At 35.9% G+C, this 16,127-nt stretch carries 13 protein-coding genes; 11 read left to right on the top strand and 2 right to left on the bottom strand.

Going from position 1 to position 16,127, the window contains the following annotated elements; translation table 11 throughout:
• Positions 1–73 precede the first annotated feature (73 nt).
• The 6 genes from EKM60_RS04525 to EKM60_RS04495 all read left to right on the top strand — a co-directional run bounded on the left by EKM60_RS04525 (position 74) and on the right by EKM60_RS04495 (position 7,249).
• Positions 74–691, top strand: coding sequence for a VanZ family protein (locus EKM60_RS04525; RefSeq protein ID WP_125712886.1), 618 nt, complete (start codon positions 74–76; stop codon positions 689–691).
• 53 nt (positions 692–744) lie between these two features.
• Positions 745–2,085 carry a glucose-6-phosphate isomerase gene (locus tag EKM60_RS04520; protein WP_125712884.1) on the top strand — a complete coding sequence of 447 codons (1,341 nt, stop codon included), beginning with the start codon at positions 745–747 and terminating at the stop codon, positions 2,083–2,085.
• A gap of 305 nt (positions 2,086–2,390) precedes the next feature.
• The gene (locus EKM60_RS04515) at positions 2,391–3,755 is read left to right on the top strand and encodes an Nramp family divalent metal transporter (RefSeq protein ID WP_125712882.1); all 1,365 of its coding nucleotides are present in this window, start codon (positions 2,391–2,393) and stop codon (positions 3,753–3,755) included.
• Positions 3,756–3,765: 10 nt separating this feature from the next.
• Entirely contained in the window at positions 3,766–4,374 is a 609-nt protein-coding gene (locus EKM60_RS04510) for a TetR/AcrR family transcriptional regulator (protein ID WP_125712880.1), read from the top strand.
• Positions 4,375–4,540: 166 nt separating this feature from the next.
• Entirely contained in the window at positions 4,541–5,932 is a 1,392-nt protein-coding gene (locus EKM60_RS04500; protein WP_164508316.1) for an SLAP domain-containing protein, read from the top strand.
• A gap of 114 nt (positions 5,933–6,046) precedes the next feature.
• A complete protein-coding gene (locus EKM60_RS04495; RefSeq protein ID WP_125712876.1) occupies positions 6,047–7,249 on the top strand; it encodes an SLAP domain-containing protein in 1,203 nt (400 codons plus the stop codon).
• A gap of 37 nt (positions 7,250–7,286) precedes the next feature.
• Here the strand turns inward: EKM60_RS04495 and EKM60_RS04490 are convergent, their stop codons facing one another.
• A complete protein-coding gene (locus tag EKM60_RS04490) occupies positions 7,287–8,996 on the bottom strand; it encodes a DUF6792 domain-containing protein (RefSeq protein ID WP_125712874.1) in 1,710 nt (569 codons plus the stop codon).
• 134 nt (positions 8,997–9,130) lie between these two features.
• Here EKM60_RS04490 and EKM60_RS04485 point away from each other — a divergent pair, with 134 nt between their 5' ends.
• From EKM60_RS04485 to EKM60_RS04475, 4 genes are all read left to right on the top strand, one after another.
• Positions 9,131–9,352 carry a transcriptional regulator gene (locus tag EKM60_RS04485; RefSeq protein ID WP_125676834.1) on the top strand — a complete coding sequence of 74 codons (222 nt, stop codon included), beginning with the start codon at positions 9,131–9,133 and terminating at the stop codon, positions 9,350–9,352.
• 12 nt (positions 9,353–9,364) lie between these two features.
• Positions 9,365–11,446, top strand: a complete 2,082-nt coding sequence (locus EKM60_RS04480; protein WP_125712872.1) for an AAA family ATPase — start codon at positions 9,365–9,367, stop codon at positions 11,444–11,446.
• Positions 11,447–11,466: 20 nt separating this feature from the next.
• The gene (locus tag EKM60_RS11285) at positions 11,467–11,595 is read left to right on the top strand and encodes a hypothetical protein (RefSeq protein ID WP_263853086.1); all 129 of its coding nucleotides are present in this window, start codon (positions 11,467–11,469) and stop codon (positions 11,593–11,595) included.
• Positions 11,596–11,781: 186 nt separating this feature from the next.
• A complete protein-coding gene (locus EKM60_RS04475) occupies positions 11,782–13,128 on the top strand; it encodes an NCS2 family permease (RefSeq protein WP_125712870.1) in 1,347 nt (448 codons plus the stop codon).
• Positions 13,129–13,174: 46 nt separating this feature from the next.
• Here the strand turns inward: EKM60_RS04475 and EKM60_RS04470 are convergent, their stop codons facing one another.
• Positions 13,175–14,800: a bifunctional aspartate transaminase/aspartate 4-decarboxylase gene (locus tag EKM60_RS04470; protein WP_125712868.1), complete on the bottom strand. Its 1,626-nt coding sequence runs from the start codon at positions 14,798–14,800 to the stop codon at positions 13,175–13,177.
• 221 nt (positions 14,801–15,021) lie between these two features.
• Here EKM60_RS04470 and EKM60_RS04465 point away from each other — a divergent pair, with 221 nt between their 5' ends.
• Positions 15,022–16,014 (top strand): alcohol dehydrogenase catalytic domain-containing protein, encoded by a 993-nt coding sequence (locus tag EKM60_RS04465; protein WP_125712866.1) that lies wholly within the window; start codon positions 15,022–15,024, stop codon positions 16,012–16,014.
• Positions 16,015–16,127: the final 113 nt, after the last annotated feature.

Here is a 16,127-nt window from a genome sequence, read left to right as displayed (position 1 = left end):
AATTACTTCTAAATAAATTGCTTAATTGCTAGTATAATACGTATTGAGTAAAAAATGGGAGGAGAATGGGAAAATGATTTTTTTAGGACCGTTATATAACTATATCGCGAACACTTATGCAACGCGAATCAATCATTTTCCTTTGATTCGTCTTTCTTTCTATGCAATAGACAAAGCCATATTATATACGATATTTTTTATTATATTAAGATTTATTTGGCTCAAGGTTAAACACCGCAAGGTAAAACCAGTCAGAGAATTCTGGATCGTTGTCTTTGCCTTCTATGTTTTACTCTTATTTGCCTTGACCGTCTTTAGGGATGGTTATTTTATTTGGCAATTTAAATTCTACTGGCATCGACCACTGTGGCAAATAAATCTTAAACCAATGGTGGAAACTTTGAAACTGGCGAGTGGAAAGTCATTAGTTGATTTTATTTATAATCTTTATGGAAATATTTTTTGGTTTATTCCAATGGGATTTTTCATACCGGCGTTGAATATTAAAAAAGGTTTCTTTAGAGTTATATTAACAGGGGCGCTGATCTCTGTATCAATTGAGGCTATGCAGTTTGTGCTCAATACAGGTGTAACAGATATCGATGATGTTATCTTTAATACGATTGGAACCGTTGTCGGATATTTGTTATATTTGATATGTTCCATAGTAAAAAGACGAATAAATATTTGAAATTTTCATCGAAAATGATTAATCTAGTTTTTGAAGAATATGGAGGAGATAATATGACACACATTAAATTTGACGATTCTAAGTTGGGCAAATTTGTTCATGAAAATGAACTTGGCGAAATGCAAGCACTTGTAAACGCCGCTGACGAAGAATTACGTAAGGGTACTGGTGCTGGTAATGACTTCCGTGGTTTTATCGACTTACCCGTTGATTATGACAAGGATGAATTCTCACGTATCAAGAAAGCTGCTAAAAAGATCCAATCTAACTCAGAAGTATTTGTTGGAATTGGTATCGGTGGCTCATACTTAGGTGCTCGTGCTGCTGTCGATTTCTTAAACTCATCATTCTATAACATTAAAAACAGTAAAGATGTTCCAGAAGTTTACTTTGCAGGTAACTCAATTTCTCCTAACTATCTTTCTGACTTGATCGATGTTATCGGTGATCGTGATTTCAGTATTAACGTTATTTCAAAATCTGGTACAACTACAGAACCTTCAATTGCATTCAGAATTTTGAAAGCTAAATTAGTTGAAAAGTATGGTAAGGAAGGAGCAAAGGAACGTATCTTTGCTACAACTGACCGTGCTAAAGGTGCTCTTAAGAGTGAATCTGATGCAGAAGGCTACGAAGAATTCGTTGTTCCTGATGATATCGGTGGTCGTTTCTCAGTTCTTACAGCTGTTGGTCTATTGCCAATCGCCGTTGCTGGTGTCGACATTGATAAGTTGATGGAAGGTGCTGCTGCTGCACGTACTGATTATTCATCAGCTGATCTTACAAAGAACGAAGCTTACAAGTATGCTGCTTTGAGAAATATCTTGTATCGTAAAGGTTATACAACAGAACTTCTTGAGAACTACGAACCAAACCTACAATACTTCGGTGAATGGTGGAAGCAATTGATGGGTGAATCAGAAGGTAAAGACCAAAAAGGTATCTACCCATCATCAGCTAACTTTTCAACTGATCTTCACTCATTAGGTCAATATATCCAAGAGGGTCGTCGTAACTTGATGGAAACAGTTGTTATGATTGACAAACCTCGTTTTGAACTTGAAATTCCTAAGGAAGACAAAGATCTTGATGGTCTTGGCTATCTTGAAGGAAAGACAATGGACTACGTAAACAAGCGTGCTTACGAAGGTGTTGTTCTTGCCCATACAGATGGTGGTGTTCCTGTAATGAGTGTTCACATTCCAGAACAAAATGCTTACACATTAGGTTACTTGATCTACTTCTTCGAAATTGCCGTTGGTATTTCTGGTTACTTGAATGGTATCAACCCATTCAACCAACCAGGTGTTGAAGCATACAAGAAGAACATGTTTGCATTGCTTGGCAAACCTGGATTTGAAGAACTTGGCAAGGAATTAAACGAACGTCTATAATTTGTAATTAATGCTTAAAGTAAAATAATTCATAAAAGATGATAGCCAATTGGTTATCATCTTTTTTTTATTTTCCATAAATTTTTTTTAGGTTTCACAAAGAAAAATACTGTATTTTTCAGTAAATCGTGATATAGTATCAATGGTCAATTGAGCGCACGCTCAAATTATTCAATATTAAAAGCTTTTTAGACTGCATAGCTTGATCGTGTGCTCAATTCCCCTGAAAAATACGGAGATAACGTCATAAGTTGAAATGATAATATATCGCCGAATTTCTAAACCAATAGAAAAGAGGTACTACTATGAAAAATAGTGGTGAAACAAAGAAGTTTGTAAGCTCAAGCTCAGCTGATAATAAGAGTTTGGACGAAATCAATGGAAGTATTGAAGTTCCAGAAGGCGCTGGTTTCTGGAGAACTTTGATGACTTTCACTGGACCAGGTGTCTTAATTGCTGTTGGCTACATGGATCCTGGTAACTGGATCACATCTATCGCCGGTGGTGCACAATTCAAGTACACACTCTTGTCAGTTGTACTTATTTCCAGTTTGATTGCGATGTTATTGCAGTCAATGTCTGCCAAATTAGGTATCGTAACTGGAAAAGATCTTGCTCAATTAACTAGAGAAAGAACTTCCAAAGTTGGTGGATTCATTTTGTGGATCATCGCCGAACTTGCCATCATGGCTACCGATATTGCTGAAATTATTGGTTCCGGTATTGCTATTAAATTGTTGTTCAATATACCGTTGATCGTTGGTATTTTGATTACAGCAGCCGATGTTTTGATCCTATTGTTACTGATGAAATTAGGATTTCGTAAGATCGAAGCTATCGTTGCTACCTTAGTTGCAGTTATTTTATTAGTGTTCTTATACGAAGTATTTTTAGCAAAGCCAAGTGTTTCAGGTATTATTGGCGGATATGTTCCAGCCAGCAGCATTATTACTAACAAATCGATGCTTTACCTCTCACTAGGTATCGTTGGTGCAACAGTTATGCCGCATGATTTGTACTTAGGTTCATCTATTTCACAGACTAGAAAAGTTGATCGTGAGAATAAGAAGGATATTGCGAAAGCAATCAAGTTCTCAACAATTGATTCAAATATTCAATTGTTTCTTGCCTTCATCGTTAACAGTTTACTATTGATCTTAGGTGCCGCTTTGTTCTATGGAACAAATAGTGATTTGGGACGTTTCGTTGATTTGTTCAATGCTTTAAGCAACAAACAAGTCGTTGGTGCTATTGCCAGTCCTATTCTAAGTATGTTATTCGCTGTTGCCTTGTTGTCATCAGGACAAAGTTCAACTATTACTGGTACACTTTCTGGACAAATCATCATGGAAGGTTTCATCAGATTAAAGATGCCACTATGGGCACAACGTCTTTTGACAAGACTTTTGTCAGTTACACCAGTTTTGATCTTCGCTATCTACTATCATGATAATGAAGCAAAAATCGAAAATCTTTTGACATTCTCACAAGTATTCTTGAGTGTTGCCTTGCCATTTGCGATTATTCCATTAGTTATTTTTACTAGTGATAAGAAGCTAATGGGCGAGTTCATTAATAAGAAGTGGGTCAAGTACAGTGCCTGGTTTGCTACGATTGTTCTGATCATCTTAAACGTTTATCTGATTGTTCAAACAATAGCAGGAATGTAGAGGCAAGCTTATGGAAAAAAGTGAACTTCAAAAAGATAAGATAATCAAAGTTGCTCAAAGCATGTTTTCTGAACAAGGTTATGATGCTACAACAACGCGGGAAATCAGTCGAAAAGCTGATATTTCTGATGGCTCACTTTATTATTATTTTCCAGATGGTAAACGAGAAATTCTTGATACCATTGTACAAAGAGGAATTGAAAGTCGAACTTTAATAATAGACGATTGGTTTTCAGATATTAAGACCGTCGAAGAATTAGAAGCTCAGATTATTGGTTTATATGAGCAGATATGCTCGATCTTTGAAGATGAGGATGGTTATCGTTCCTTCATGATAACCATTAGGGAGCGTCCATTACTTAGTGATGCGCAGTCCGATTGGTTGATTAAGATATTGGATAATATCCAGATAAAGTTAGGTAAAAAGTTTCATACTTTGTTACCACTTCTTAAAATCAATGAAGACGATCTCGTTAATGCGACAGGAGCCATCGTGGCGATTTTCCAAAAATCACTTTACGATGAACTCATCTTGAAGAACAAAGAAATGATAAGTAATGAAATTAAGAAGAAAACAGAAGCTGAAATAAGCCTGTTGATAAAATTATTAACAAAATAGGATCAAGCAAAATTAAACTTTTGCTCGATCCTTTTTTTGTAAGTTATAAGTTTTTACAAATACTTTCTGAAAATTTACTCTAACATTACATCCCATTTACATTAAATATACAACTGTCACTTATGATTATCTCGTAACAAATTATTAAACCCTTAGGAGAGATTTTATGAAGAAAACAGAGTCCCTTGTTATAACGAGTTTATTATTTAGTGCCATGGCCTTAAATCCAAGTACCATTCAAGGCTTGGTTGTCCAAGCTGCTGATGGTGCGACTGTGTCAACAGAAGCACCAGGTTCAACACCAGGTTCAACACCAGGTTCAACACCAGGTTCAACACCAGGTTCAACACCAGGTTCAACACCAGGTTCAACACCAGGTTCAACACCAGGTTCAACACCAGGTTCAACACCAGGTTCAACACCAGAAACAAAAAAGGATATTTCATTTAACTTTGTAGATAAGGATAATAAGAAAATATCTGATTTAGAGTCTCTTAAAGAAAAAGTTTCAGTAACTCTATCAAAGGGTACTGATAATAAAATTAATATTGTCAATAAGAAGGATGTTACTGAATTTTTATCAAAGTATGCTACTGGAGATTTGGCAGATTATACTTTAGCTGAAGAGAATGCAGTTTATACAATGGATGACAGCAATGTAGTTACAGTTAAACTTACGAAAAAAGAATCTGTATCAGTAAGTTTTATTGATAAAAAGACTAATAAAGAAATTAAAAATGTTACAGAAAAATTCAAGGTCGATAACAACAAAATAACCAAAGAAAGCATTCAAGAAGTACTAGTTAAAAATAGCCTATCAAAATATACAATTTCTTCTGAAAATAAATACGATATTACGACTGATAACAGTAAAAAGTCAATCAAGATTATTTTAGTAAAGGACGTTACTCCTAATCCAGGTTCAACAGTAAAACCAACACCAAAGCCATCAACCGATAAAACAACATACAAAACAACAGTTAACTTTATTGATCAAGCAACAAAGAAGAAAGTTAACACAGCCAGTGTATCTGGAAAACATGGACAAAAAGTTACTTTAACTGTTCCAGAAGGCTATGAATTAGCTAAAGGTGTTTCTAAGCAACTAACTGTCGATAAGAACAAGAAAACTGTAGAAGTTAAGGTTGTTAAATCAGCTAAAGCTCAAATTACTGCTTTCAAAGGTTTGATCTCAACTAAGAATCCAGCTGTACTTTACTCAAAGGACGGTAAGCAAGTTGCTAACAGAGGTCTTGGTAAAAACAGTGACTGGATGGCAGACAAAAAAATGGTTCTTAACGGCGAAACATATTACGGTGTTTCAACAAACGAATTCGTTAAGGCTAGTGACATTTTTGAATACCAAACAGTAAATACAATTATCAAAACTTCAAATGGCGTATCAAAGCATCTTTATAATAGTAAAGGTGAAATGGTAAGTAATCGTGCGTTAGCACCTAACACATTCTGGAGAACAGATAAGACAACAAGAATTGACGGCAAAGATGCTTATCGCGTTTCAACAAACGAATGGGTATTTGCTAGTGATCTAGGCTAAATTCATCTGATACCATCCTTCATATTCACACTTAAAACTCAACAAAACCAAGTAAAGGCCAGTCCTTATGATGGTCTTTTTTTATATAAAAATATGCAAGTTTAGGAGAAATTAATGAATAAAACAAAGTCGCTAGCCGTATCTGGATTGATGTTTAGTACTATGGTATTTAGTCCATTAGTTAATCAAGGTGTTACTGTTTATGCTGATAGTAAATCTCAGCCTGAGATAAGTGTCAACAAAGGAGAAATAGATGATAGGAGATTTATTACCATTATTTTAAATGTTAATAATAAAGAGTTTAGAAGATTAGCGTTTATGGTTGACAAGGATGCTACTTATTTGGATAAGGGACAACTGGAATCCATAGTTAATAACAGTTCCTATGTATTAGATGATTATAATACAGAAAAATTTAATATTTTTGAAAATAAAATTATTGTAGAAATGAGAAAGGTTACTGAAAAAATTCCATCTAAGGAAAAGGTTAGGATAGCTGTAAATTATGACATTATGGATCCAAAGTCAGGTGAAAAAGTTGATCCAATTTTTATAATGGTTAGTAAGGATGATGAATATATTATTTCAACTGATGATTTACTTCCTAAGGGGTATCATTATACCGGTCATAGTGGGGCGTTATCACAACCAATTTCAAATGGAGCGGTTTATCTCAATATAACTGCAAATGAACTTGTCAATACAAAACCCAGTAAACCAGTCCAAAAATTCAACACAACAGTAAATTTCATAGACAAATCAACAAACAAAAAAGTAACTACACTAAATCTATCTGGAACTCACGGACAAAAATACAAACTTGATATTCCGGAAGGCTACGACTTAGCAGAAAACGAACTAAAAGAGGTTACGATCGATAAAGCTAAGAAAGACTTAGAAATCAAACTTGTCAAAAAAACTGCAAATATTACTTTATTCAAGGGTAATATCACAACGCACGATGTATCAAAACTTTATACACAGGATGGTAAGGTTGTTCATAATAGAGGACTTGCCAAAAATTCCGATTGGTTATCAGATAAAAAAATGACAATCAACGGTGAAACATACTATGGAGTTTCAACTGAAGAATTTGTTAAGGCTAGTGATGTTTTTGAATATACAACCATTTCAACCTCGGTAACTACTTCAAATGGCAAGGCAAAATTCTTATACAATGCCAAGGGTCAGAGAATAAGGAATCGAGCTGTAGCACCTAATTCATCTTGGAAAACTGACAAATCATCAACTATCAATGGAAAACATGCTTATCGTGTTTCAACAAATGAATGGTTGTTTGCAAACGACATCGTCTAAAAAAGCTGCTAATCAAATGATTGGCAGCTTTTTTCATTTATTCAATTTTTTTAGGTGTGTGATTCAAGAAATATTTAACCCCGGAAATAATATGGAAGTAAACTGACAATTCCAGCATGTCCATATTCAAACTCTTCAAGAATGGCCATTCTCGTCTTGATGATTTCCACATAGTTGGCTGTGACTTGCTAAAGTCATCGGTCACTTCCTGTGGTCGATCGAGAAATATTCCTGATTCATAAAGATAATTAGAGTAGTCATAGAAGAATTCAGCTGTTTCAGGTTTATCAATATCATCTTGGAGAATCTTTACACGTGCACGCATGAATCCCAGAGTATTACGCATTACTTGTGGTCCAGTTGTGGAATCTTGCAAGTAATTGAATAGTTGTGCAAAGAAATGTTGATAGGAATGGATCTCACTTTCAGTAAGGTACGATGCTAAATGATGCTTGAAAGGATACTTCCAAGTATTGAGATTGTATTCCCACTTTTGTCCGACCCAAATCGTATATGGTATCTCATAGAATACTTGGGTCAGATCCTGTTCAAAACTCTGATTGATTATCTCAGGATATTCTCTAGGCAACAAATGTTTGATTTCTCGATTGAGAATATTGGTAACCGTTTTTTGATTAGTCAACTCAAATAATTTATTCCAGGTCTGTTCATCAAACAGTTCTGGAGTGACTTCTTGTACTTGTTTTAGGTTCACAGGGGCAGAATTTAAGGTGTAACCGGCTTTAAAGCAATCATCAGTCAGTTGTAAGGTTTGGACGAAATGTCCACCTAATGAGTGACCAAGACCATATATGAAGCACTTATCTTGAATACTTTTCTGTAAATAATCAATGAATTTTCTAGCGACGGCTAATTGATCTAATTCCTCAGAAGTGCCGACTAGAATAGCTTTAACGTTATAATTCCAGTCTTTATATCCTTCCAATAAAAACTTCTCTAAACGTTTGCTTCGGGAATTTTCAGTATAATCCATATCGGCTTCTGTACCTTTGAAAGTAACATAGCATTCACGAATTCCGTCTATCTCAACTTCATAGGCGATACCAGAAAAGCCGCATTGTTCAGCTTCAGGCAATAAAACACGGGCGTCATATGATTTGATGAAACTAGCATGCCTTTGGACCTTTTCAAAAATCAGATAGTTCAAGAAGTTCTCTGGCGTGAAGTCCTCATATAGGTAACGGTCATAATCAAATTGCATGAGCTTCATTCTAAAGTCAGCGTCATCAAGCAGTTCTTTTGCTTGATATTTTTGTGTGCGTTCGATAAATAGAGAATCTTTATTTTGATATAAAAGGACTTTCATTTGCGTTAAATATCCTTGGCACAGTCCAATATTTTCATCCTCGATCATTGTGATCAGGCGTTTTAATTTGTTGATCTTACGATTTCTGTTTGGTAGTTCAGATATTTCTTTTTTATGTGTTTCATCGATGTTTTTTAGTTTCAATGCTTTGTCGATCAAAGCAGGATGCAGTTCTTTATTCTGTTTGAATAGTGGATCTTTTAAATCAATAGCTTGCGAAAGGATCAGATTTGTTAATCTGGTTTTTTCTTTATCAAGATATGAATAACTAAAATAGAGCCGTTTATTTTGAGGCAATAATTTTTTGCTGTCTTTTTTGTTAAAAGTCAGTGGCATTACTTTATGTGCTCGAAAATTCAACAGGTCAAATTGATCATAAATACGATTTAATTTATCCAATGATTTAAGTAATTCTTTCATCTGATCACCTCTGTTAATACCAGTGTAACAAAATTCTGATTAATAATAACGAGAAAAGATATGTCACGTCTGTGATACTTCACATTTGTAATATATCACATATGTGCTATACTGTAGTTGTGGAGGTTGGAGATATGGAAATAGACATTAAATCGTACTTAGAAGATAAGCACTTAACAATCTACTTCATAGCGAAGAAGAGCGGGTATGGTTATACCACTCTGCATAAGTCGTTTAACAAAGACCAATCTTCCGCGACTCCACTTAATCTGCGTGATATTGAGGCGATTGCCAAAGCGCAGGATATTGAGATGTGGAGAGTTTTACGTGATTTGGAGTTACATTATCTGAAGTGAGGAGGCAATTATATGGCAAGATCATTTTGGGATGACGATTTGTTTTCAAATAACGATATGGACGATATCTTTAACAGTTTAATGGGTCAAAAAGGTGGTACGAAGTATTATGTTAACGGCCATGAATTGACACCTGAAGAATTGGCAAGATATCAAGAAATGCGCACGGCTGGTAAAAATATTCCGGTTGAAGAGCAAAAAGCAGACAGTAAAGGTACCGGAAACGGTAAATTACTAGATAAATTAGGACGTAATTTAACGCAAGAGGCTCGTGATGGTTTACTTGATCCCGTCATTGGTCGTGATAAAGAAATTCAAGAAACGGCTGAAATCTTGAGCCGTCGTACTAAAAATAATCCTATTCTTGTTGGGGATGCTGGTGTTGGTAAAACCGCTGTTGTTGAAGGTTTAGCACAAGCTATTGTCAAAGGTGACGTTCCAGCTGCTATCAAGGACAAAGTGATTATTTCCGTTGATGTATCGGCACTTGAAGCTGGTACACAATATCGTGGTTCATTTGAAGAAAATGTTCAGAATTTACTTAAAGAAGTCAAAAAAGCTGGTAACGTGGTTCTATTCTTTGATGAGATCCATCAGATCATTGGAACTGGAGCTGCTGGTGGAGAGGCTGGTAGTAAAGGGTTATCCGATATTATCAAACCAGCTTTGAGCCGTGGTGATCTAGCAGTTATCGGCGCTACAACGCAAGATGAGTACCGTAACACGATTATGAAAGACGCTGCTTTAGCAAGAAGATTCAATGATGTAACGATCAATGAACCAAGTAAAGAAGCAACAGTAGCTATCTTAAAGGGATTGCGCAAAGCCTATGAAGACCATCATAACGTTAAATTGCCTGATGATGTTTTGAAGGCAGCTGTGGATTATTCAGTACAATATATTCCACAGAGATCATTGCCTGACAAAGCTATCGATCTTATCGATATGACGGCTGCACATTTGGCCGCTAAACATCCTGTAACTGACAAGGTCAGTCTTGAGAAGTCTTTAAAAGAAGCAGAAAATAACAAAGAAAAAGCCGCTAAGAATGAAGAATTTGAAAAGGCCGCTGATCTTAAGAAACAGATCGAAGATATCAATAAAAAGTTAAATAACGATGATCCAGCGGAACCAATAGCAAAAGTTAATGATATTGCTGAATCTGTTCAAAGATTAACTGGTGTACCTGTTTCTCAAATGGGTGCTAGTGATATCGAGAGATTAAAGGATATGGGCAAGAGATTGAAGGGTCATGTCATCGGTCAAGATGAGGCTGTTGATATGGTCGTTAGAGCAATTCGGCGTAACCGTGCAGGCTTTGATGAAGGAAATCGTCCAATCGGTAGTTTCCTATTTGTCGGTCCAACAGGTGTCGGTAAAACAGAACTTGTAAAACAATTAGCTAGTGACATGTTTGGCAGTAAGAATGCCATAATTCGTTTGGATATGAGTGAGTATTCTGATCTAACAGCTGTATCTAAATTAATTGGTACATCTGCTGGATATGTTGGATATGAGGATAACGGTAATACTTTGACTGAACGAGTAAGACGTAATCCATATTCCATTGTTTTACTAGATGAAATTGAAAAAGCTAACCCACAAGTTTTGACGTTACTTTTACAAGTTATGGATGACGGTCGCTTGACTGATGGACAAGGTAACGTGGTCGACTTCAAGAATACGATCATCATTGCTACATCTAATGCAGGCTTTGGTGAAAAAGCTACTAAAGATGAAAAATTAATGGATAAATTAGCACCATACTTCCGTCCTGAATTTCTAAATAGATTCAATGGTATAGTTGAATTTACACATCTATCTAAAGCAGATTTGAATCAGATCGTTGATTTGATGTTGGATGATGTGAATAAGAATTTGGCTAAGAAGCAAATTACTTTGGAAGTTACACCCGAAGCAAAAGAATGGCTGATCGATGAAGGATACGATGAGGCTATGGGTGCTAGACCATTGAGAAGAGTTATCGAGCAACAGATCAGAGATAAAGTCGCTGAATTCTACTTGGATAACTTGGATGTTAAGAGTCTTAAAGCTGAATTAGCTGAGGGTACTATTAAAATTGTAAAAAACTAGTCCTAAGGAGGTAATTGATCGTGAAGTATCGGATTTTGTTAGATTTAAAAGATCAATTATTTACGGCTGTGGACAAGAATGATTCGAATGTTTTTGAGAACGGTAGAACGATTCAAGAGGCCGTTGATAAATTAAAACAAAGAGCGTAAAAACTCTTTAAAGACATCTTACAGATAAATGTAAGGTGTCTTTTTTTATGAAAGTAGCAAGCTAACGTTCTGTAAAACACGAACTATAATTTGATTTATGTAATAAATGTTTCTAATTGTCTTGTAAAATCAAAATGTTTCTGTAATACTAGATAAGTTCGTAATCTTTCTTCGGGGGCGTTTATTTTGGAATCATTAAATGATGAAAAGAATTTAAGCTTTATTGAACGACTATTTCATCTTAATCAAGCTGGAACTACGATCAAGCGTGAGTTTCTAGCAGGATTGACGACATTTGTGTCAATGGCATACATTTTGTTTGTTAATCCACAAGTTTTAGGAGCATCAGGTATGGACAAGGGTGCCTTGTTCACAGCCACAGCACTAACTGGTGTGATCGGATCAGTTTTAATGGGGATCTTAGCGAACTATCCGATTGCTATTGCACCAGGATTAGGTGACAATGCCTTTTTCAGTTATTCAGTTGTTATTGCAATGGGTATTCCTTGGCAAACAGCGATGGCAGGTGTTTTTGTTGCTAGTATAATTTTCTTGGTTATTTCATTATTGAAACTACGTGAATTGGTTATCAACTCAATTCCGCAAGATTTAAAATTAGCTGTTTCAGCTGGTTTAGGGTTATTTATTGCCTTTGTTGGTTTACAAGGTGGAGGATTGATCGAAGCCAGTAAATCGTCATTAGTTGAGATCGGTTCATTCACAAATCCAACAACATTACTAACTATTGCTGGTTTGATCGTTACGGCTGGACTTATGTGTCGTAAAGTTCCCGGTGCTATCTTTATTGGTATGGTCTTTACTACGATTGCCGGATTAGCTACGAAACTTATTCCATTACCAAGTCATATTGTTTCTGGTATTCCTAGTTTGAAGCCAACATTTGGCGTTGGTATTGCACACGTTGGTGATATTAAACAGCCACAACTTTGGGCGGTCGTTATCATTTTCTTATTGGTAGCATTCTTTGATACTGCAGGTACTTTGATCGGATTAGCTGAACAGGCTCATTTGATGGAAAATGGCAAGATGCCAAGAATCGGACGTGCTTTGATGGCTGATTCTATCTCAATGGTTGGTGGAGCTATCATGGGTACAACACCTCCAACAGCTTATGTTGAATCAAGTGCAGGTATCGCAGTTGGCGGTAGAACAGGATTAACTTCAGTAGTAGTCGGAGGATTATTTGCAATTTCAATGTTCTTCTCACCACTTTTGACAGTCGTTACATCAAACGTAACGGCACCCGTTCTAATTATTGTTGGTGCTTTGATGGCACAATCAATGAAAGGTATTCACTGGGAAAAGTTCGAGATTGCTTTACCAGCGTTCTTGACTGTTCTAGCAATGCCACTTACATATAACATCACATATGGTATTGCCTTTGGATTCTTAGCATATCCATTGACAATGATCGCAGCGGGTAGAAGAAAAGAAGTTAATGGAATTATGTACGGTCTATTCTTCGTCTTCGCATTATTGCTTTATATTATTAATGTTTTACCACACAGTTAAATAAATAGAAAACGCAGTTGAGATTAATTTCTCAACTGCGTTTTCTTTAGTTCTTTGGAGCCATAAATTCGTTGCTAGTTTTTACTTTATGCTCAATAAATTGTTTGTGATAGTCGGCTAGTAATTGCATGACCTGGTTACCGATCAGACGGTAATCTTCAGTTGGCAAGTTGGCCTGTGAAACACGCAAGCATCCCGGATGTGTACCAAACCCGACACCATCCATCAAAACAACACCATTCTTTTGAGCAAGGTTAACTAAGAAGTCTAATTGCTCAAAATTATTCTCCAAGTAGTTACGGAAGTCTTTGCCGTATTTACGTTCTGCAACATTATAGATATCGATGATTGAGTAGTATTTAGAATTATCGCCGCTTTCATCTTTAGGATAATTGAGAGAATCATGTAGATCTGTATAACGTTTACCAACGATTCGCTTGGAAGTTTCGATATATGAATCAGTTTGATTTTTGTTAACGAGATGCGTCAGACTGAATAAATCTTCCATTATCTGTTGCGGTGTAGATAGTCCAGCGGTGTGATAAAGACTTATTGAACGCGAGTCAGCTACTAATCGATCGATAAATTTCATCTTGGATGGATCAAATTCAACTGATCCGTAACGTTTCTCGAGTTCTTTTTTATCCTTGTCAGGCAATTCTGAAATAATTTTGTCAAAGACATTTTGATCATGTGCAGCTACTAATCCTAAACGCCAGCCAGTTGCTCCAAATAATTTTGAAAATGAATAAACTAATAACGTATTATTTGGTACCACACTGTATAAAGTCTGGAAGTTTTCCACAAAGGTACCATAAACATCGTCAGTTACGATCATTAGGTCAGGACGTTTTTTGATAACTTCTTTTATCTCTGCTAGATCTTTTTGGCTAAAAGCCTTAGAACCGGGATTACTTGGATTAACAACAACAAATAATTTAATAGAGGGATCAAGTAATTTGTCGATTTCTCCGGGAGCAATTTCCCAATTATTGGAAGCATCAGAGTTTAAATCAACCTCAACCATTTGGTAGTCATTTAAAGTTGGTATTTCAATGTAAGGTGTAAAGATAGGAGTATTGATAGCTATCTTGTCACCATAATGGATCAATTTATTCTCTCGTAATGTGTTGAAGATGTAGACAATGGCAGCCGTTCCACCCTCGGTAGTAAATACACTAGTCTCATCCTTCAGATCAACACCATTATAAAGTGTCGTCTGCAAATATTGATTAATGATTTTTTCAGTATTTCTCAAACAGCGAGCGGGTAGAGGATAGTTATTACCAATAGCGCCATCAACGAACTCTTTGATAACTTCATCCTGATTGAGTTTCATATCGTCACGAATATAATCCAAAACACTTAACCAGAAGTCATCGATTTTATATTCTTCCGGTCTTAGAAAGGCTTCAAAACGTTGGCGCATACCATGTTGTTCAGTATATCCAGCCATATCGCCTTTGTTAATAGTACGTTCAGATTCGATAATGCCGAATTCAACTAGGCGATTGAAGGCAAGTCGAGCTTTTTTATTGATCCAATTCGGATTACCACGACCAGCGTCTAGAAAAATGTTATTTTTGGCATTTTCCTTAGCTAGTGAGGTCATCTTGCTACTGATAACAAATGATTCCAGATCTTCAAGCTTTTTTTCTTCAGAAACTTTCATGAGTATCCTCCTGCTAAATACTTTCCATCAATTTTATTGTAACGGTAAATAGCAAAAAAGATACTAAAATTTGTCTTAAATGTGAAAAAAGTCACGATAACTGCATTCAATCTTTGTAATCGTTTTACTTTCTTTGAATACTGAACATATGTCTATCGTGACGTTTCATATTTTTTGTTAGAACTAAATTTTTGGTACAATATAGTTAGGAAGTGATCAATTTGTCAAAGAGAAGAGTAGTTAAAATAGAGAATCATAAATTTGTCGATGATATTGAAGATAGTCAGGAAGTTCATGGATTAGATTTGCTAGTAAAAATTCAGGCAGTTTCTATCAATCCCGCTGATGTGAGAAAAGTAGAACATCTAAATCCGTCACGACCTAAGATTGTTGGCTATGATGGATTAGGAACTATTTTAGAAAAAGGCGAGCGAGTAACTGATTTTGAAGTAGGTGATGTAGTTTACTATGCCGGCAGTAATTTAAGAAACGGTAGCTTTCAAGAAGAACAACTGATAGATTCAAGATTAGTCAGCCGTACACCAAAAAATTTAACTCCAGAACAGGCAGTTGGTTTTCCATTAGTAAGTTTGACGGCTTATGAAATGCTGTTTGAAAAATTTGGATTCGTTCCAGAGGAAAATGTCAACAAAGGTAAAAGAATTCTGATCATCAATGGTGCAGGTGGTGTTGGTTCAATTGCTGGCCAATTAGCTAAGTGGTCCGGACTTAGTGTTTATGCGACATCAAGTCCAAAGAACTTTGACTGGTTGGAGTCGCACGGAGTCGATCATTCAATTGACTATCACGTAGATAGTGACAATTTTTTGCGGATTTTGGATGATAGTAGTTTTGATGCAACAGTTTGTTTCTACGACATAAGCAGTTATTTACCTGAAATGATCAGATTAACTAAACCGTTTGGTCATATTGGAACAATTGTTGGTGTAGACGGTCCACTAGATATCACACCCATGCAGAGAAAATCTTTATCATTTGACTGGGAGTTGATGTTCACGAAGGCCGCTGAGGATTATCAGGTTTCTACTCAAAGTAAAATTTTAAGTAAGGTAACTGATTTGATTGATAGTGGTATTTTGAAGAGAATTGATACGAAGACTATTACGGGTATAAATGCAGATGGATTAAATCAAGCATTGGACTTATTACAGACTGGTCATAACGTTGGTAAGATAACTTTAGTAAATAAATAGTGAGATATGGTTAGTTTTCGAGCGTTAAGGAAAATGGCTCCAGTAATCCAAAGCCGGATTACGGAGCCATTTGCTTTAACCTGAAAAAGCTATGTCTACATGTTTAAGGTGAA

Source organism: Companilactobacillus kedongensis (assembly GCF_003946625.1).
Taxonomy (GTDB): Bacteria; Bacillota; Bacilli; order Lactobacillales; family Lactobacillaceae; genus Companilactobacillus; species Companilactobacillus kedongensis.
This window is presented reverse-complemented; position numbering and strand designations above follow the sequence as displayed.